The sequence below is a fragment of the Rhizobium sp. P43 genome (assembly GCF_056730705.1).
Map to the genome: position 1 here is coordinate 3,459,247 of NZ_CM161539.1, position 18,534 is coordinate 3,477,780.

Annotated in this window: 19 protein-coding genes and 1 tRNA gene; 11 read left to right on the forward strand and 9 right to left on the reverse strand. The window is 60.7% G+C overall.

All coding sequences use genetic code 11. From position 1 onward, the window contains the following. The first annotated feature begins 148 nt into the window (after nucleotides 1-148). The 4 genes from pnp (at nucleotide 149) to AC1PUL_RS17360 (ending at nucleotide 4,994) form a co-directional block, all read left to right on the forward strand. Nucleotides 149-2,293: a polyribonucleotide nucleotidyltransferase gene (gene pnp / locus AC1PUL_RS17345; protein ID WP_480465335.1), complete on the forward strand. Its 2,145-nt coding sequence runs from the start codon at nucleotides 149-151 to the stop codon at nucleotides 2,291-2,293. 76 nt (nucleotides 2,294-2,369) lie between these two features. Next, a complete protein-coding gene (locus tag AC1PUL_RS17350; protein ID WP_480465336.1) occupies nucleotides 2,370-3,386 on the forward strand; it encodes a class I SAM-dependent methyltransferase in 1,017 nt (338 codons plus the stop codon). 116 nt (nucleotides 3,387-3,502) lie between these two features. Next, nucleotides 3,503-4,525 (forward strand): AraC family transcriptional regulator, encoded by a 1,023-nt coding sequence (locus tag AC1PUL_RS17355; protein WP_480465337.1) that lies wholly within the window; start codon nucleotides 3,503-3,505, stop codon nucleotides 4,523-4,525. Between the two features lie 205 nt (nucleotides 4,526-4,730). Continuing rightward, nucleotides 4,731-4,994, forward strand: coding sequence for a LuxR C-terminal-related transcriptional regulator (locus AC1PUL_RS17360; protein ID WP_480465338.1), 264 nt, complete (start codon nucleotides 4,731-4,733; stop codon nucleotides 4,992-4,994). An 86-nt stretch (nucleotides 4,995-5,080) separates the two neighbouring features. On the opposite strand, the gene fabB is transcribed toward AC1PUL_RS17360, so the two are convergent. Both fabB and fabA read right to left on the reverse strand, forming a co-directional pair. Next, nucleotides 5,081-6,304, reverse strand: coding sequence for a beta-ketoacyl-ACP synthase I (gene fabB / locus AC1PUL_RS17365; protein WP_480465339.1), 1,224 nt, complete (start codon nucleotides 6,302-6,304; stop codon nucleotides 5,081-5,083). A gap of 44 nt (nucleotides 6,305-6,348) precedes the next feature. Further along, nucleotides 6,349-6,864: a 3-hydroxyacyl-[acyl-carrier-protein] dehydratase FabA gene (gene fabA / locus AC1PUL_RS17370; RefSeq protein WP_113458144.1), complete on the reverse strand. Its 516-nt coding sequence runs from the start codon at nucleotides 6,862-6,864 to the stop codon at nucleotides 6,349-6,351. A gap of 304 nt (nucleotides 6,865-7,168) precedes the next feature. Between fabA and irrA the strand changes: the two genes are divergently transcribed. Then, entirely contained in the window at nucleotides 7,169-7,585 is a 417-nt protein-coding gene (gene irrA, locus AC1PUL_RS17375; protein ID WP_480465340.1) for an iron response transcriptional regulator IrrA, read from the forward strand. 15 nt (nucleotides 7,586-7,600) lie between these two features. On the opposite strand, the gene AC1PUL_RS17380 is transcribed toward irrA, so the two are convergent. Beyond that, entirely contained in the window at nucleotides 7,601-8,236 is a 636-nt protein-coding gene (locus AC1PUL_RS17380; RefSeq protein WP_480465341.1) for a trimeric intracellular cation channel family protein, read from the reverse strand. Between the two features lie 125 nt (nucleotides 8,237-8,361). Between AC1PUL_RS17380 and AC1PUL_RS17385 the strand changes: the two genes are divergently transcribed. After that, nucleotides 8,362-8,835 (forward strand): hypothetical protein, encoded by a 474-nt coding sequence (locus tag AC1PUL_RS17385; protein ID WP_480465342.1) that lies wholly within the window; start codon nucleotides 8,362-8,364, stop codon nucleotides 8,833-8,835. Nucleotides 8,836-8,841: 6 nt separating this feature from the next. Here the strand turns inward: AC1PUL_RS17385 and AC1PUL_RS17390 are convergent, their stop codons facing one another. After that, nucleotides 8,842-9,633, reverse strand: coding sequence for a YdcF family protein (locus AC1PUL_RS17390; RefSeq protein WP_480465343.1), 792 nt, complete (start codon nucleotides 9,631-9,633; stop codon nucleotides 8,842-8,844). A gap of 142 nt (nucleotides 9,634-9,775) precedes the next feature. Here AC1PUL_RS17390 and AC1PUL_RS17395 point away from each other — a divergent pair, with 142 nt between their 5' ends. Further along, nucleotides 9,776-9,973, forward strand: a complete 198-nt coding sequence (locus tag AC1PUL_RS17395) for a hypothetical protein (protein ID WP_480465344.1) — start codon at nucleotides 9,776-9,778, stop codon at nucleotides 9,971-9,973. Between the two features lie 95 nt (nucleotides 9,974-10,068). Here the strand turns inward: AC1PUL_RS17395 and AC1PUL_RS17400 are convergent. Together AC1PUL_RS17400 and AC1PUL_RS17405 are read right to left on the reverse strand one after the other, a co-directional pair. Further along, nucleotides 10,069-10,144: transfer RNA gene (locus AC1PUL_RS17400), tRNA-Ala, on the reverse strand. 155 nt (nucleotides 10,145-10,299) lie between these two features. Then, nucleotides 10,300-10,686 (reverse strand): TIGR02300 family protein, encoded by a 387-nt coding sequence (locus tag AC1PUL_RS17405; protein ID WP_480465345.1) that lies wholly within the window; start codon nucleotides 10,684-10,686, stop codon nucleotides 10,300-10,302. Between the two features lie 220 nt (nucleotides 10,687-10,906). Between AC1PUL_RS17405 and cmk the strand changes: the two genes are divergently transcribed. After that, a complete protein-coding gene (cmk, locus tag AC1PUL_RS17410; protein ID WP_480465347.1) occupies nucleotides 10,907-11,533 on the forward strand; it encodes a (d)CMP kinase in 627 nt (208 codons plus the stop codon). Nucleotides 11,534-11,684: 151 nt separating this feature from the next. Next, on the forward strand, nucleotides 11,685-13,388 hold the full coding sequence (gene rpsA / locus AC1PUL_RS17415) for a 30S ribosomal protein S1 (RefSeq protein ID WP_185811123.1): 1,704 nt from the start codon (nucleotides 11,685-11,687) through the stop codon (nucleotides 13,386-13,388). 75 nt (nucleotides 13,389-13,463) lie between these two features. On the opposite strand, the gene AC1PUL_RS17420 is transcribed toward rpsA, so the two are convergent. Continuing rightward, entirely contained in the window at nucleotides 13,464-15,155 is a 1,692-nt protein-coding gene (locus AC1PUL_RS17420) for a hypothetical protein (protein WP_480465348.1), read from the reverse strand. A gap of 234 nt (nucleotides 15,156-15,389) precedes the next feature. On the opposite strand from AC1PUL_RS17420, the gene AC1PUL_RS17425 reads away from it, so the two are divergent. Next, entirely contained in the window at nucleotides 15,390-16,787 is a 1,398-nt protein-coding gene (locus AC1PUL_RS17425) for a nicotinate phosphoribosyltransferase (RefSeq protein WP_480465349.1), read from the forward strand. Between the two features lies 1 nt (nucleotide 16,788). Here AC1PUL_RS17425 and AC1PUL_RS17430 read toward each other — a convergent pair whose 3' ends face one another. After that, a complete protein-coding gene (locus AC1PUL_RS17430; RefSeq protein WP_298465925.1) occupies nucleotides 16,789-17,040 on the reverse strand; it encodes a hypothetical protein in 252 nt (83 codons plus the stop codon). A 154-nt stretch (nucleotides 17,041-17,194) separates the two neighbouring features. Here AC1PUL_RS17430 and AC1PUL_RS17435 point away from each other — a divergent pair, with 154 nt between their 5' ends. Continuing rightward, entirely contained in the window at nucleotides 17,195-17,518 is a 324-nt protein-coding gene (locus AC1PUL_RS17435) for a DUF6665 family protein (protein ID WP_298465928.1), read from the forward strand. A gap of 11 nt (nucleotides 17,519-17,529) precedes the next feature. Here AC1PUL_RS17435 and AC1PUL_RS17440 read toward each other — a convergent pair whose 3' ends face one another. After that, nucleotides 17,530-18,153 carry a ribonuclease D gene (locus AC1PUL_RS17440; RefSeq protein WP_480465352.1) on the reverse strand — a complete coding sequence of 208 codons (624 nt, stop codon included), beginning with the start codon at nucleotides 18,151-18,153 and terminating at the stop codon, nucleotides 17,530-17,532. Nucleotides 18,154-18,534: the final 381 nt, after the last annotated feature.

Below are 18,534 nucleotides of genomic sequence, written 5' to 3' on the forward strand. Positions count from 1 at the left end.
GATGCTTCCGCACCCTCAAGGGTGCATCTGCCGGCAGATGCCGATGAAGAAGCCTCCCACTGTCTTGCCCGTGATTGCGTCAGCACATTGCAGACCGACCGACCCTGCCCACCCGGCAGGACGCGGCTCTGCATATGAAGGACAAGATATGTTTGACATTCACAGCGTCGAAATCGAGTGGGCAGGTCGCCCGCTGAAGCTGGAAACCGGCAAGATCGCCCGCCAGGCTGATGGTGCCGTTCTCGCGACCTACGGCGAAACCGTCGTTCTCGCCACCGTCGTTTCCGCCAAGGCGCCGAAGCCGGGCCAGGACTTCTTCCCGCTCACCGTCAACTACCAGGAAAAGACCTATGCCGCCGGCAAGATTCCGGGTGGCTACTTCAAGCGCGAAGGTCGTCCGTCGGAAAACGAAACGCTGGTTTCGCGCCTGATCGACCGCCCGATCCGCCCGCTCTTCCCGGAAGGCTACAAGAACGACACGCAGGTCGTCGTCACCGTCATCCAGCATGACCTGGAAAACAACCCGGACATCCTGTCGATGGTTGCCACCTCGGCCGCTCTGACGCTGTCGGGCGTTCCGTTCATGGGTCCGGTCGGCGGCGCTCGCGTCGGTTACATCAACGGCGAATATGTTCTGAACCCGCATCTCGACGAGATGGACGAGTCCTCTCTCGACCTCGTCGTTGCCGGTACCTCCGACGCCGTTCTGATGGTCGAGTCGGAAGCCAAGGAACTCAACGAAGAGATCATGCTCGGCGCCGTCATGTTCGGCCACAAGGGCTTCCAGCCGGTTATCGACGCGATCATCAAGCTCGCTGAAGTCGCTGCCAAGGAGCCGCGTGAATTCGAACCGGAAGATCATTCCGCCCTCGAAGCCGAAATGCTCTCGATTGCCGAGACCGAGCTGCGCGCAGCCTACAAGATCACCCAGAAGGCTGAACGCTACGCCGCCGTCGACGCCGTGAAGGCCAAGGTGAAGGCACACTTCCTCCCCGAGGAAGGCGAAGCGAAGTATTCTGCCGAAGAAGTCGGCGCCGTCTTCAAGCACCTGCAGGCCAAGATCGTTCGCTGGAACATTCTCGACACCAAGAGCCGCATCGACGGTCGTGACCTGGAAACGGTTCGCGCGATCGTGTCGGAAGTCGGCATCCTGCCGCGCACGCATGGTTCGGCCCTCTTCACCCGCGGCGAGACGCAGGCGATCGTTGTCGCCACGCTCGGCACCGGCGAAGACGAGCAGTATGTCGACAGCCTGACCGGCATGTACAAGGAACGCTTCCTGCTGCACTACAACTTCCCGCCCTACTCGGTCGGTGAAACCGGCCGCATGGGTTCGCCGGGTCGTCGCGAAATCGGTCACGGCAAGCTCGCATGGCGCGCCATCCGTCCGATGCTGCCGTCGGCCGAGCAGTTCCCCTACACGCTGCGCGTCGTCTCCGAGATCACCGAGTCGAACGGCTCGTCCTCGATGGCAACCGTTTGCGGCACCTCGCTCGCCCTGATGGACGCCGGCGTTCCGCTCGCCAAGCCGGTTGCCGGTATCGCCATGGGTCTGATCCTGGAAGGCGATCGTTTCGCCGTTCTTTCGGACATCCTGGGTGACGAAGACCACCTCGGCGACATGGACTTCAAGGTCGCCGGTACCGCCGACGGCATCACCTCGCTGCAGATGGACATCAAGATCGCCGGTATTACCGAAGAGATCATGAAGGTCGCGCTTGCCCAGGCCCAGGGCGGCCGCAAGCACATCCTCGGCGAAATGTCGAAGGCGATCACCGAAAGCCGTGGCCAGCTGGGCGAATTCGCTCCGCGCATCGAAGTGATGAACATCCCGGTCGACAAGATCCGTGAAGTCATCGGTTCGGGCGGCAAGGTCATCCGCGAAATCGTCGAGAAGACGGGTGCGAAGATCAACATCGAAGACGACGGCACCGTGAAGATCGCTTCCGCCTCCGGCAAGGAAATCGAAGCGGCCCGCAAGTGGATCCACTCGATCGTGGCCGAGCCGGAAGTCGGCGTGATCTACGAAGGTACCGTTGTGAAGACCGCCGATTTCGGCGCCTTCGTCAACTTCTTCGGCTCGCGTGACGGCCTCGTGCACATCTCGCAGCTGGCTTCCGAGCGCGTTGCCAAGACCTCCGACGTCGTCAAGGAAGGCGACAAGGTCTGGGTCAAGCTCATGGGCTTCGACGAGCGTGGCAAGGTTCGTCTGTCGATGAAGGTCGTCGACCAGGCCACCGGCCAGGAAATCGTTGCCGAAAAGAAGAAGGAAGACGGCGAAGCCGCTGAATAAGCGGACGTCGTTCCCGATCCGAGGCGCGGGAGGGTTTCCCGCGCCTTTTTTGTTCGCCGAGAGAGAAGACCGAGCCATGAGCCGCGAGACCCTGAAGACCCTGTTCCATCCCTTCGTGACGGAGGCTGTCGCCCTTCCGGATGCGGCAAGTCGTTACCTGTTTCTCGGCGCAGAGGCCGGGTTTGCCAGACCTGAGGGCTTTGCCGCCGAACTGACGGTCGTTCAGGACTTCCGCCCGGAGTTCCGCCGCCTGGAGGCAAGCCATCAGAACCCAGTCCCGACCATCGAAGGCGACGGCTATGACGGGGCCCTGATCCTGTGCAGCAAGCACAAGGGCGTCAACGAAGATCGTCTGGCAGAAGCGCTCAAGCGGGTGAAGGCGGGTGGTCTGGTGCTGGTCGCAGGCGCCAAGGAAGACGGGATCCTGCCGCTGCGCAAGCAGCTCGATCGGTTGGGGTTTGCGCCGGAATCCATGCCCAAGTATCACGGCGTGGTCGTTTGGTTCACCGTTCCCTCCGACACGTCTGCACAGGTTTCGACGCTCGCGGCCAAGCCGGTGATGGTCGATAGCCGTTTCGAGACGCGCTCAGGACTTTTCTCGCATGCCCATGCCGACGAAGGTTCAGAGCTGCTGGCAAGCCGCCTGCCGACGAATTTCGACGGCAATGCCGCCGATTTCGGCGCTGGCTGGGGCTATCTCTCGGTGATGCTGGCGGAAGCTTCTCCACGCACCAACCGCATCGATCTCTTCGAGGCAAGCCATGAAGCGCTGGAGCATGCCAAGCGCAATCTGGCCCGCAACTGCCCCGATCTTACCGCCCGCTTCTTCTGGCAGGATCTCGGCAACGAGCCGCCCAAGGAGAAGTACGATCTCGTGATCATGAACCCGCCCTTCCATGAGGGCCATGCCGCCGAGCCTTCGATCGGCGCGGCGATGATCAAGGCGGCGGCAGATTCACTGCGTGGCAGCGGCGACCTTTTGATGGTCGCCAATCGTGGCCTGCCTTACGAGCCGGTGCTGGCGCAACACTTCAAGCAGCATGGCGAAGTCTGCCGCAACGCCCGGTTCAAGGTCCTCTGGGCCAAGCGCTGACATCCGCGTGATGAGCGGCGCATGGCGCGCGTCTTAGACTACGTGCCGCTCGACTCAACCCGAACGCTGCCTTAGCATTCCACGCCATCAGCTTCTCTTTTGGCGCCAACGGTCACATGCCTCCTCGGAGTATCACCGATGAATTGACCACTGTGGCCGGCCTCGCCTCGGCGGTGGTCGAGCATGCGCAGTCCTACGGCATCGACATAAAGCCCATTTGCAAGGCCCTGGAGATCGATCCGGAGATTTTCCAGCAGTTGACTGCTCGGATGAGCCTTGACCGCCTGTGCAGGCTGCTGGAGGCCTGTGCTCTGCTTGCCGATGACGAAGCCTTCGGGATCACCAGCATCAAGGGCTACGAGGCCGGCTCTACGGGACCTTTCGGCTATGGGCTGATGGCCGCGCCAACCGGACTCGATTTCGTCCGGTTTCTTGACGACCACATTCAGTATGTCACCAACACAAGCTATTCCAAGCTGACGATGGATGAGCGCGGCGCGCATCTCGCCTGGACATTCGCCCCGGTGATAGTCAAACGCGACCAGTATGTCGATATGTCGGTCGGGCTGGTGATGCAAAGAGCCAGAGCCTTTGCCAATAGCGATAGCATCGAAGTGCAGCTGGAACGACCACCGCCCCGCAATCCGCAGCCGTTCAAGCAGTTGCTGGCACGACGGATCAGCTTCGGAGCACGGGTGAACTGCGTGCATTTTCCGCGCAGTTTTCTTGACGCGAAAAACCCGACCGGGGATCGCCGGCTGTTCGAGCTCATGGATCTCCAGTGCCGCAGCCTGAGACCCCCCTCGCCTGCGAAGAACGAGGATTTCCTCGAACAGGTACGCCGGTATCTGTTGCTGCATGTCTCAGACGAGGATTTTCCTCTGGCGCAGATCGCCCCTTACTTTGGTATGTCGGAACGGACCTTCCAGCGGCGCCTTGCGGCACATGGCACGAGCCTGAACGATCTGAGGGACCAGATCCGCAAAGAGGTCAGCTTTAATCTTTTGACCGAAAGTGAATTGCCGATCTCTGAAATCTGCTACCGCCTCGGCTATTCCGCACCCAGTGCTTTCACCCGCTCCGTCACCCGCTGGTTCGGTACGACGCCAACAGAGGTGCGGGAACGGAAGTCGGCCTGAGCCCTTACTCGGCTTGACAAGAACCGATCAATGACCCCTAATCTTCCTCATCAAAGCGCTTTTAGTGCCGGTTTTTGCTTGTTTAGCGCCTTCGGATAAGTTCTTGGCGTCTGCTGTGAAGGACGCGGTATCATCGCAATGGTATTAGCGCCGCCAACGACCTGATGCGGATCAAGTCGTCTTTCTCCATTGCGGCACAACAACCATGAAAACCGATACCAGACGGGCCATCGGACGAGCCCCTGCTGTTTCTGTCCTCAACGATCGCGAAATTCGCTGTCTGCAACTCGTTGCAGAGGGTAACCGCGCGGAGGACGCTGCGCGTGAACTCTTTCTGTCGCGAGACGAGGTGAACCACGCGCTCATAAGCGCTCAGGAAAAGCTTGAGGCGCGCAACCTGATGCAGGCTGTCAGTCTTGCCATGCTGATCGGCGTCATCGAGCTCACCGATCCTCCTCAACCGAAGTAAGCCGTACTCCCACGGCTGGCGGACCACTTCGGATGAACGCCTGGCGCGGCAACGCGCCAGGCATTTTTGTCTTTGGCGTCCGTCGATCAGCCGTTGTGGCGCTGGAAGACCAACGTGGCATTGGTGCCACCGAAGCCGAAGGAATTCGATAGCACAGTATCGATCTTGGCGTTGTCGATGCGCTTACGCACGACCGGCACGCCTTCGAATTCGGGATCGAGCTCGGTGATGTGGGCGCTTTCCCCGATGAAGCCGGCCTGCATCATCAAAAGACCGTAGATTGATTCCTGCACGCCGGCAGCACCCAGCGAATGGCCGGTCAGCGACTTGGTCGATTGGATATGCGGGATCTTGGCACCGAAGACTTCGCGGATGGCACCGATTTCCTTGCTGTCGCCGACGGGTGTCGAAGTGCCGTGGGTGTTGATGTAGTCGACATCGCCCTTTACCGTGGACAGCGCCTGACGCATGCAGCGGATGGCGCCTTCGCCCGAGGGAGCGACCATGTCGTAACCGTCGGAGGTTGCGCCATAGCCGACGATTTCGGCATAGATCTTGGCGCCACGAGCCTTGGCGTGCTCAAGTTCTTCGAGAACCAGAACGCCAGCGCCACCGGCGATGACGAAGCCGTCACGCGAGACGTCATAGGCGCGCGACGCGGTGGAGGGCGTGTCGTTGTACTTCGAGGACATGGCACCCATGGCATCGAACAGGCTCGACATGGACCAGTCGAGATCTTCGTGGCCGCCCGCGAAGACCATGTCCTGCTTGCCCCACTGGATCATCTCATAGGCATTGCCGATGCAATGGGCCGAGGTCGAGCAGGCCGACGAGATCGAGTAATTGACGCCGTGCAGCTTGAACCAGGTGGCGAGCGTCGCAGACGCTGTCGACGACATCGCCTTCGGAACGGCAAACGGGCCGATGCGCTTCGGGCTGTTGTTCTGGCGGACGATATCGGCCGCTTCGACGATCTGCTTCGTGGACGGGCCACCGGAGCCCATGATGATACCGACGCGCTCGTTCTGCTGATAATCGGCCTCTTCGAGACCGGCATCGGCGATCGCCTGCTTCATGGCCACATGGTTCCAGGCGCCGCCCTGGGACAGGAAGCGCATGGCACGGCGATCGACCAGCTCAGTCGGATCGAGCGTGGGCTTGCCCCAGACCTGGCACTTGAAGCCGTGTTCGGCGAAATCGGGAGAAAAGGTGATGCCCGACTTGGCATCGCGCAGCGATGCCGTGACTTCGGCGGCATCGGCACCGATGGAGGACACAATGCCAAGACCTGTTACTACAACCCGTCTCATCTCTCAGACCTTCTATATGAACTTCAGGTGCGGACCGGGCCGGATCAGGCCGTCTTGTCCTTCGACAAACCGACGCGCAGGTCGGTTGCCTGATAGATAGTTTCGCCATCGGCTTTCAACCAGCCGTCCGCCGTGCCCAGCACGAGACGACCGCGCATGACGCGCTTGAAATCAATGCCGTACTCAAGCAGCTTCGTCTCGGGGCGGACCATGCCCTTGAACTTTACTTCACCGGTGGAGAGCGCCATGCCGCGGCCCGGCTCGCCCAGCCAGCCGAGGAAGAAGCCGGTCAGCTGCCACATACCATCAAGGCCGAGGCAGCCCGGCATGATGGGGTTGCCCTGGAAATGGCACGGGAAATACCAGTCATCGGGACGAACATCGTATTCCGCGCGGATATAGCCCTTGTCGAAGGCACCACCGGTTTCCGAAATGTCAGTGATCCGGTGCACCATCAGCATAGGCGGCAGAGGGAGCTGCGCGTTGCCCTCACCAAAAAGTTCACCGCGGCCGCAGGCGAGGATTTCGTCGTAATTGTAGCTGGATTGTCTCGTAACCATTGTTCTTCTTCTTCCCCCCTCTGCTTCACATAACCCGGACCCATTAGAGCAAGACGGTGGCAAATTGAAGCCCCGCAGGCGATCCGCCGGTTCTCTGAGGCCTCATCGGCCTGATCCTCATCTCATCGTCGCATACAGGAAGGAAAAGGGCATCACCAGACCCGATATGCCAAAAACCGGGCGACTCATGGCTCGCCAGGGTGCGTCCTCCACCGCAACTATTGAAACAGCCTGATTTTGCAGCTATATCCACAATCGTGCATGCCAATGCAGAGCACAGAACGACTGGAGTGCGTCTTTGACGATGGCAACCTGCCAAACGGGTATCGAACTGAAACTGCGCCGCTCGGGCCTTCGCCCGACGAAACAGCGTATTGCGCTGGCCGGCCTGCTGTTCGCCAAGGGTGATCGCCACCTGACAGTCGAAGAATTGCACGAAGAGGCGATTGCTGCTGACTTTCCGGTGTCGCTGGCGACTGTCTACAACACGCTCCACCAGTTTACCGAGGCGGGCCTGATCCGCGTCCTCGCGGTCGAAAGTTCCCGGACCTATTTCGACACGAATGTTTCCGACCATCATCACTTCTTCGTTGAAGGGGAGAACAAGGTGCTGGACATTCCGGTCAACAATATCAGCATCGACAATCTGCCGGCCCCACCGGAAGGCATGGAAATTGCCCATGTCGATGTCGTGATTCGTCTTCGCCCCAAGCAGGGCTGATACGCCACAAATCCGTTACATGACCTCATCCGGGTGTCGACCAGGCCTGTGCTTGTAGGTCGGAAACGTCCAGCCGAAATACAGTGCGCCGCCCCGAAGCAGGAAGGCGGCAATGGCGCCCATGGCGGAGGCTACATAAAGCGGCGCGCCGAACTCGTGGGCTCCGGTAAAGACCGCAGCGCCCACCAGGGCAGCCGTAATGTAGATCTCCGGCCGCAGCAGGACGGATGGCTCATTGGCCAGGAGGTCACGCAGTACGCCCCCCAGACTGGCCGTCAGCGTGCCCGTGACGATGGCGATTGTGGGCGAGCCTGTCGCGGCCAGGCCTTTTGCGGCACCCATGACGCAGTAGGCCGAGAGCCCGATGGCATCGAGCCAGATCAGCAAACGGTAGCGCGATTCGACCAGGTGCGCGGTGAAGAACACAAGCACACCTATGGCACAGCAGATCAGGATGTAATCGGGGTTGAGCACCCAGTAGACCGGCACGCGCCCAAGCACGATGTCGCGGACCGTGCCGCCGCCGAGGCCCGTGACCACGGCGAAGAACAGGAAGCCGATCATGTCGAGCTGCTTGCGCGACGCAGCAAGCGCCCCGGTCGCGGCGAACAGGGCAATGCCCGCATAGTCGAGATAAGACAGGAGCGACATGGCTACTTTCCTTGCTGGAGGCCCGGGGCCCGGCCAGATTTGCATCATGCCGTTAAGGGTGAGGCAAGACGCTGGCGCTAAACTTCCTCCTCGTTCAGCACAAATTGCGATCCGGAGTCCAGACCGTGTCTTTCTTCGCCCGCCTCTTCCTCATCGTCGCCGCCGGTCTTTTTGCCGCGCCTGCGGTGGCACAGCAGGAATTGCTGATTGATCCCGAAATCTACGAGAAAGACCATTATGGGAAACGCTGCGACGTTGTGCAGTATGGAAGCGGGTTCATCGACCGGATCGACATCAACAACGACGGAATCATCGACGCGGTGACCAACAGCAGCGAGATCGTCTGTGACGGCGTTCGCGGCCCTGACTGCACGGCGGAAGGTTGCCCCTTCAATTTCTATCTGCAGGTCAAGGAGGGCGGCTATTTCATGATCGCCACCGCGCAGATGTATTCCTATGACTTCATCAAACGCTTCGGCAATATGGTCTTCGTGTTGAAGATGCATCCACGCTATTGCGAGCGCGAAGAGGGCCAGGAGCCCTGCGCGATGACGGTGCGTGTGCGCGGCACGAAGTTTCTCACCATCTCGAAGAAGTGATCGACCTCAAGGGCCGGGATAGAACTCGTCAATCCGCCCGAGAGCCCTGTAGGCAGCAAGTCCGACCCATTCGCGGACCGAGGTCGACATCTGCTGCGCGTTCAGCGTCGGCTGGGTGAAGTCGAGTGCGAATGAAATGTTGCCGGCAGTCCGGTAATCGACCGGCCAGGGCGTTACCTCGATGCCCGCCTTGCGGAACAAGCCGACGGAGCGCGGCATGTGAAAGGCCGAGGTAATCAGGAGGCACTGGCCCAATCCGTTCGACGCGAGCAGGTCGCGGCTGTTCTGGGCGTTTTCGTCGGTGTTTCTGGATGTCGTCTCGGTGATCAAGCGATCACGCGAAATGCCGAAAGCTTCGAACAAGCGAACCGACGCGGCCGCATCACCCTCAAGAGTTCCGCTCAACGAGCCATCACCGCCCGAAACGAGGATCTTTGCCTGCGGATGGCGCATCGCCAGGCGCAGGGTTTCGACGAAACGGTCTGCCGCCTGGTTGAGATCGACCCCGCCGCGCGCGGTGGTCACCTCTGTCTCGAAGGCGCCGCCGAGCACGATCATGCAGGACACTTCGGCAGGCTCCGTATCGGGTCGCGGAAAACGCGCCTCCAGCGTCTGCAGCAGGAGCGAGCCGAGCGTCGTATAGAGTGTAAGGAAGAGGATGATCAAAGCGAGCGAAAGCGACGCGGCGGCAAGGCGCAGGCGCCGGAACCAGATGAGGACCAGACAGACGCTTCCGAACAGGAAGACAAGGGACAGCGGCTGGACGGCATTCCAGAACAGTTTGGAAAACACGAACACAGCCCAATCTCCTTGCCCAAGCCCTCAGGTCCTTCGGGAAGCTCCCTGCCGTTACGGAAAGAAAGCCTCGCTCAAGGACGCGTTACTAAACCCTCGTCCCACTGTCACCCATTTCGATTCTGAATTTTCCGGGAGGAAGCCCATGCGATTTGCCATCGACACCGTGGATGATTCCGGGAACGACCGCCTTTACATCGGCACCCCTGTTGAAGTCAGCGAAGACAAGCTGCATCTGAAGCTGCGTGACGGCGAGGTGAAGCTCGACATCCGCAAGATCATCGACTGGTTCCAGATCGATTTGACAGAGACGGGCGAGCGGGTGGAGCTGTTTCAGCGGTGAGTAGGCTTAAGCCGCAAGCTACCTACCGATCCGCGCCGACGAGGGATTAACGCGCTTCTTGCGCGACCCGATCACAAAATTCTCTGAAAAAGTTTTGGTGGAGCTAAGCGGGATCGAACCGCTGACCTCTTGCATGCCATGCAAGCGCTCTCCCAGCTGAGCTATAGCCCCATCAGGGTACCGGTATGTTTCCGGCTCCGGGAACCCCTTGGAGCGCAGTGCTTCCGTCGGGGTGGCGGCTTGATACTTCCGGTTATCGGAGATGGCAAGCCGAAAAATGAAAGCCCGGGCATTTTTTTGTGCCCGGGCCCGAAATGCTTGAAATCTCAGACTTCGTCGTCGTCGCCTGTAACGCCGATCAGGCCGGTCATGTCGTCGTCGTCATCGTCTTCGTCGGCTTCGAGGAAGGTGTCGTCATCGTCGCCATCGATCTCGACGTCATCGTCGCCGATATCGGGCAGATCGTCGCCGCCGGCCGCGTCGTCGCCGTCTTCGAGCGAGACAAGCTCGACATCGGTGTTTTCGGTATCGACTTCTGCCACGTCCTCTTCTTCAGCCTTTTCCATGATGGCTGCGACCGAGGTTTCCTCAAAATAGGACAGCGGCCAGGACTTGCCCGTGTAGGGCGACACAATCGGGTCCTTGTTCAGGTCGTAGAATTTCTTGCCGGTGTCGGGGCAAGTCCGTTTCGTTCCAAGTTCTGCCTTCGCCACTGTCAAAGCCTCATGAAGTCGTGAAGAATAGGGGCATGCGCCTAGCGCCCGGCGCGAGGCCGGCTAAACTGTAGTCGGTCCCCTTAATCGCTGGCGCCCGTCCTGTCAAAGGCAATCTGCTCGGGTGTTTTCGCAACCGCCGGATCGCATGCTTCGCTTGGCAAGGGCATCCAAGATTTGTATCAGCGATGGTAAGACAGACAGATATGAAGAGGCCCGGATGATCATCGCCATCGACGGACCGGCCGCAGCCGGCAAGGGCACGCTTTCGCGCCGGATCGCGGAGACTTTTGGCTTCCACCATCTCGATACGGGGCTCACCTATCGGGCGACCGCGAAGGCGCTTCTCGATGCCGGCCTGCCACTCGATGACGAGGCGATTGCAGAGCGGATGGCTCTGGCCGTGGAACTCGCCGGGCTCGACCGGGACATTCTCTCTGCCCATGAGATCGGCGAGGCGGCCTCGAAGATCGCCGTGATGCCGGCGGTTCGCCGGGCACTCGTCGAGGCTCAGCGCGCGTTTTCGAAACGTGCGCCCGGCACGGTGCTCGACGGGCGTGATATCGGCACGGTCGTTTGCCCCGAGGCGCCCGTAAAGCTCTATGTCACCGCCTCTCCCGAGGTGCGCGCGAAACGGCGCTATGACGAAATCCTGTCGAAGGGCGGCCAAGCCGATTTCGAGGCGATCTTTGCGGATGTGAAGAAACGCGACGAGCGCGACATGGGACGGGCCGACAGCCCATTGAAACCAGCGGATGACGCGCACTTGCTAGACACGTCCGAAATGAGTATAGAGGCCGCATTCTTGGCGGCGAAGGCTCTCGTCGACGCTGCCCTGACGAAATGAAGTGACCAGGGGCCGGCAAAGCCGGTGCCTGAGGGCCGACATCCAGTCCCCGCGCCGGAATTGCTCTTTTGAAGAGCGGATCGGTTGCCGGCCAAGATCAACACCAACCCCCGGCGCTCACGCATCCAGTGGGATGCGACTAGGAGATTTCATGTCTGTTTCTACCCCGTCGCGTGAGGACTTCGCAGCCCTCCTCGAGGAATCCTTTGCCAAGACCGATCTGGCCGAAGGCTATGTTGCCAAGGGCATCATCACGGCCATCGAAAAGGACGTCGCCATTGTTGACGTCGGCCTGAAGGTCGAAGGCCGCATCGCTCTGAAGGAATTCGGTGCACGCGCCAAGGACGGTTCGCTGAAGGTCGGCGACGAAGTTGAAGTTTATGTCGAGCGCATCGAAAACGCTCTCGGCGAAGCTGTTCTGTCGCGCGAGAAGGCTCGTCGCGAAGAAAGCTGGATCAAGCTCGAAGCCAAGTTCGAAGCTGGCGAGCGCGTTGAAGGCGTCATCTTCAACCAGGTCAAGGGCGGCTTCACGGTTGACCTCGACGGCGCCGTTGCCTTCCTGCCGCGTTCGCAGGTGGACATCCGTCCGATCCGCGACGTCACCCCGCTGATGCACAACCCGCAGCCCTTCGAAATCCTCAAGATGGACAAGCGTCGCGGCAACATCGTTGTATCGCGTCGTACGGTTCTCGAAGAAAGCCGCGCCGAGCAGCGTTCTGAAATCGTTCAGAACCTCGAAGAAGGCCAGGTTGTTGACGGCGTCGTCAAGAACATCACCGATTACGGTGCGTTCGTTGACCTCGGCGGCATCGACGGCCTGCTGCACGTCACCGACATGGCATGGCGCCGCGTCAACCATCCTTCGGAAATCTTGTCCATCGGCCAGTCGGTCAAGGTTCAGATCATCCGTATCAACCAGGAAACCCACCGTATCTCGCTCGGCATGAAGCAGCTCGAGTCGGATCCGTGGGATGGCATTGCTGCCAAGTACCCGGTTGGCAAGAAGATCTCCGGTACCGTCACGAACATCACCGACTACGGCGCATTCGTCGAGCTGGAGCCGGGCATCGAAGGCCTCATCCACATCTCGGAAATGTCCTGGACGAAGAAGAACGTTCATCCCGGCAAGATCCTTTCGACCACGCAGGACGTCGACGTCGTCGTTCTCGAAGTCGATCCGTCCAAGCGCCGTATCTCGCTCGGTCTCAAGCAGACCCTCGAGAACCCGTGGCAGGCATTCGCCTACAGCCACCCGGCCGGCACTGAAGTCGAAGGCGAAGTCAAGAACAAGACCGAATTCGGCCTGTTCATCGGCCTCGAAGGCGACGTTGACGGCATGGTTCACCTGTCGGATCTCGACTGGAACCGTCCGGGCGAGCAGGTCATCGAAGAGTACAACAAGGGTGACGTGGTCAAGGCCGTCGTTCTCGACGTTGACGTCGAGAAGGAGCGCATCTCGCTCGGCATCAAGCAGCTCGGCCGTGATTCGGTCGGCGAAGCTGCCCAGTCCGGCGACCTGCGCAAGAACGCCGTGGTTTCGTGCGAAGTCATCGGCATCAACGATGGCGGCATCGAAGTGAAGCTCGTCAACCATGAAGACATCACCTCGTTCATCCGTCGCGCCGACCTGTCGCGTGACCGTGACGAGCAGCGTCCAGAGCGTTTCTCGGTTGGTCAGGTTGTCGACGCCCGCGTCACCAACTTCTCCAAGAAGGACCGCAAGGTCATGCTGTCGATCAAGGCTCTCGAGATCGCAGAAGAGAAGGAAGCCGTTGCTCAGTTCGGTTCGTCCGACTCGGGCGCGTCGCTCGGCGACATCCTGGGTGCAGCCCTGAAGAACCGCAACAACGACTAATCCTCGCTGTTGAGTAAATGCAAAGAACCCGTCGGGAGCGATCCCGGCGGGTTTTTTCTTTTGCGGCTGTGATTGTCAGGTGAGCCCGGCCATTCGGAGATAGAGCTCATGGGCGGGCTCCGGCTGGAGCTGCAGGGCTTTATCCGAGGGCGGCGGCAGCAATGGCCTATCGGAGACGGTCGTCTCGGCGGCGTCCGAAGCGATTGCCACAGTCACCTGGCCCGAAGCTTCCGTTTCGCCGGCCGTGTGCGCGTCTTGATCACCGGCCTCTTCTTCGGCGTCCCGACCCGTGTCCCGCTCATCTCTGCCCCGGCTGTCCTCGTCCTCCTCCTCCTCGACACGCTCCATCTCGCCGTCATCGGCGATCAGATAGGGCACGAAAGGCAGAGGCATTCCTTCGCGGACAACGTGGTTGCGGAGCAGAGCCTGCTCGGGCACGGGGATGGGGAGAGGCAGCGGACGCTCGTCCCCGGGATTCCTGGTGGCGGCTTCGGGCGTCTGCGCAGCCTCTTCGGCAGCGCTGCGGAAATTCTCGCCAGCTGCGCCATCCTTCAGAGGTGGCTCGGCGATGGTTTTCTCTGAGCCTGGCGGAACTGAGGGTCTGGCTGCAGCCTGCGGATCGAAAGGCAGTGTCTTCAGCTGCAAGAGCGTGCGGACAAAATCCGTTTCGAACAATTCGGCGAGCCAGCTTGTCGGGGCCGGTGTGATGGGCCGGCTCTGCGGCTGGGCTGGCATGGCCGGGGTGGCCGAAGCGGCGGATCGATCTGCGGATGGTCGCAGGCCGTCCCGGACAGGTTCGTCGGCCTGATCGGGCGGCGTATTCGGTGCGCTTGCAAGACGCTCACTGCCATTTGAACGCGATTGGATCGCTTCCGGCGTGGCGGCGGGTCGGCCGCCCAGTTCGGGTGCTGCGCCTGCCTGCCGTGCAGTCGCGGCTTTTGGATCGGGCTGGCCGCTGATGCCGTTGCGCGATGTCTCTGGGAATTCGCTGGTGGTATCCAGATCCTGCGGTCGGGACATTGAGGGTGGAGATACGCCCTTTGCATCTGACAAGGCTGTCGCGACTTGCTCAGGACGCGACAGTGGAGCGGAAGAGGAAGAGAAGGCGACATCTCCCCTGCCCCGGGTTTCGCCTGCAGGCATCCTCTGCGGTTGACCGGGATCGACCGTCGGCTGGGCGGTCCGTTGAGGATCGGCGGACGGCCGGCTGCTGTCATTGGCGGCGGCGGGACGGCCCGATCCAGGTGCGCTGCCTCGCCCTTCGGCCGCAACTTCGCGGTAAGACGAGATGACCGAGCGCATCGCACCGTCCCTGTCGGTCTGGCGGTAGAGTTCGAGATAGAGTGCGAGCGTGGCACGCTCCGGCCCGGAGGGGTTGGCCATGGCCTCCAGCAGCGTGCGCAGCTGCAGTCCGGCAAAGGATTGGGTCAAAAGCTTCTGCAGCCGGAGGCGATCGGCCTGGGGCAGATTTGCGATACCCTCGATGAGGCGGCCCATATAGTCGTTCAGGCTTTCGTCCGGGCGCCGCTCGATCTTCAGCGCGCTATCCAGAACCTCCGCGAGTGCCGCGAGGTTCTGAGACATGCGTTCGGGACCGGAGAGCAGCATGATATTGAGCTGTCCTGCAATCGCCGAATTCTGGCTGAGGGCTGCCGGCTGCGCTGCCGAAGGAAGCGCCACCGGTCGAGGCGTTGCCGAGGGATCGGGACGCAGCTTTGGCTCGGTCACCGTAAAGGTTGCAGGGGACGCAGGGACTGGAGGAAGCATAGGCAACCTCTCCGGTTCTGGTGCCTCGGGATTCTTTGCATCCGGTGGATCATGACGGCGTGACGCGAAAGCAGTCACTTCGTCGGCTGACACCGATCCTCAATCCTCCCGCATTATGGTTAACGAAACCCTAAATTGATCGAGTAGCAGGGTACTCCAGCCTCGCGCATAGATGGGTGTGCATGATGGAGGCGCGGCGGACCATATTCTCATCAAGCAATCACAGGCCCAGGCATGACAGACAATCTTCTCCTGAACACCGACAGCTACAAGCTTGGCGTCTTTCTTCAATATCCGCAGAATACGCGCGCCGTCAGCGCCTTCGTCACCACTCGGGGGCACTCGTTTCGGCCCGAGGTGATGTTCTTCGGACTGCAGATGTTCCTGAAACGATATCTGTCCAAGCCGATTACCAGTGCGGACATCGACGAGGCGGAGGAAGTCGCACGCGCCCATGGCCAGCCTTTTGACCGCAGGGGTTGGGAGCATATTCTCAAGACCCATGGCGGGGTGCTGCCTCTCAAGATCGAGGCCCTGCCGGAAGGCCTGGCCATCCGCCGCGGGGTACCTGCCATGCAGGTGGTCAATACCGATCCGCTGGTGCCCTGGCTCACCTCCTATATGGAGACGGCACTGCTTCGGGCGGTGTGGTATCCTTCGACCGTCGCCACCACGGCCTGGCGGCTGCGTCTTGCGATCCAGCCATTTCTCGACCGGACAACCGACGACCCTGCGGGACTGCAGCCGAGCCGGATCAGCGACTATGGCTGCCGCAGCACATCAAGCACAGAGCAGGCCGCCATCGGCGGCGCGGCGCATCTGGTGCATTTCAACAGCTCGGATTCGCTACCAGCCATCCTTCAGGCACGCCGCTTCTACCATGCTTCCATGCCGGCCTATTCGATTCCGGCAGCCGAGCACGGGACGATCATCGCATGGGGTCAGGGGCGAGAGGTCGATGCCTACTCCAACATGATCGACAATTTCGCGAGCTTCGGCGCCTATTCCGTCGTTTCAGACAGTTTCGACCTGCACAATGCCGTCTCGGAGATCTGGGGCAAGAGGCTGCAGACAAAGGTGCGTGCCGCCGGCGGCGTTTTGGTCGTGCGTCCGGACAGCGGCGACCCGATCGACACGCCCGTCCAGGTGGTCGCGCAGCTCGCCTACGCCTTCGGCACCCGGCTCAACGGCAAGGGATTCAAGGTGCTCGACGGCAATGTGCGGGTTATTCAGGCAGATGGGGTGTCGATACAGGACATTCAGATGATTCTCGGCAGGCTCGAAGGCATGGGCTTTTCGGCCGAGAACATTTCCTTCGGCATGGGATCGGGACTGCTGCACAAGATCAACAGGGACACCATGTCCTTCACAATGCGCACGAGCGCCGTGCAGGATGATGGCGGACAATGGCATCCGATCGCCCGGCGTCCTTCCAATCCGCAGGAAAAGGCGCCGATGGCCGGCCGAATGGCCGCGATTGCCGATGGCTACGACATCGTGGCCATACCGCTGCAGGATCTCGGGAACAGGACCAACCTTCTGCAGCCGGTCTGGCAGGATGGCAGGCTGATGGTGGATTGGAGCCTAGAGGAAATCCGGGCACGTGCGACGGCCGCGAGTTTGCCTCGTTAACTCATACATCCACGAGGCGCATGTAACTCGGATAGAGGCCAGCCTCATCAGAGGGTAGCGGCACGCGCTCGCCGAAGGCCTCGTCCGAACGGCTGCGCTCGTCGACGATGAAGGCATCGAGCCAGTTGGCCGGTGCATATCGCGGACCTTCTTCGATTGCGGCTTGGTCGGCGGACGATTCGATCAGATCGACATCATAGATGGAGGGGTTACGCGATACCGAGTCGAGGAGGATACTGGATGCTTCCGTCATGGTCGCCTGATCAACGCCTTTGTCACACGGGAGACTTGAAAGACCCGTTTTTGCCACCGATTTGTATGTGGGGATGATGCGAAGTCTGGGTTAACGAAACCTTGGCGAACTTCGCAGAAGCCCTCCCAATTCTCATCCATGAGAAGATCTAGGCATGAGCGTCAGGCCACCTGTTTTCCTGCTGTCATCGAAACCTGGTGAGGTGCCGACGCCGCTTGATGTGGAGCTTGCCGGCGAGAAAGCGGATGCTCTAGGCCGAGCAGGTCGCAAGGCGGAAGACGCTCTCCTGAGGCTGTCGCTCGCACGTGATCAGGGCAAGACGGACCTCGACGATCTGCTTCACGAGGCGGCAGATGCCGTATTCGGCCTGATGGTTCAAAGGGAGCTTTGCGGCTTGCGAAACCAGGCCGACATGATCCGACGCTATGCCATCCCCGCAGATGTCATCGCCCGCGTTGGTGTCAGTCGCCGCAGATAGGCGCCGAAGGATCAGCTATGGGCAAAGATATCGGTTTCTTCCCAGCCGAGCAGGTCGAGCTTTGAGCGGGTGGGCAGGAAGGCGAAGCAGGCCTCGGCATGCTCGATGCGACCGTCCCGCACCAGACGCTGGGTCAGCTTGTCCCGCAGCGCATGCAGGTGAAGGACATCGGATGCGGCATATTCAAGCTGGGCCTGGCTCAAGGTCTCGGCCGCCCAGTCCGAGGATTGCTGCGCCTTGGAGATATCCACCTCCAGCAGCTCCTTGAGATTGTCCTTCAGCCCATGGCGATCGGTATAGGTCCGGCTCAGGCGGGAGGCGATCTTGGTGCAGAAGATGTTCGTCGTCGTCACGCCGAAGGTGTGAAAGAGTACGGCGATGTCGAACCTGCCGTAATGAAAGATCTTCTGCCGCGCGGGATCGGCAAGCATGGCTGTCAGATTGGGCGCAGCCGTCTGGCCTCTGGCGATGCGGATGACGTCGGCGGTGCCATCACCGGGAGACAGCTGGACGACGCAGAGGCGATCACGACGCGGGACGAGGCCCAGGGTCTCTGTGTCGATCGCGATTGCATTCACATAGCGCGCGGCATCTTCCGCTGCGATATCTCCCTCGTGATAGCGAATCGTCGTCATGCAGATCTCCGGAACCCACTCAAGCTTCCTGCCGCTATAGCCCAAAGCGCCTGCCGGCACCATCCTGAGGGCCCTCGCTGGCACGCTCACCGGCGCAGTTCGCAGAGGCACGAGACGGATAACAGCCTTGTGATAGGCGCATGCAGTCATCGTAGGCAGCCCTCCTGGCTGCATATTAGATGCGCAAACGCACTTTCATTTCCCGGAAACCGCGCCGATTCGAAAGGAATCAGGGGGAATTCGCATTCATCTGGCCGACACCACCCGACATGCCCGAGGCAAGCTATGCGCCAAACGCACTGCTGCGTTGCAACAACGGTGATTGGCAGGCCAAAGCGATGTGAGTATAACAAAACCATCGAAGCGGCGCACTCCTCCTCC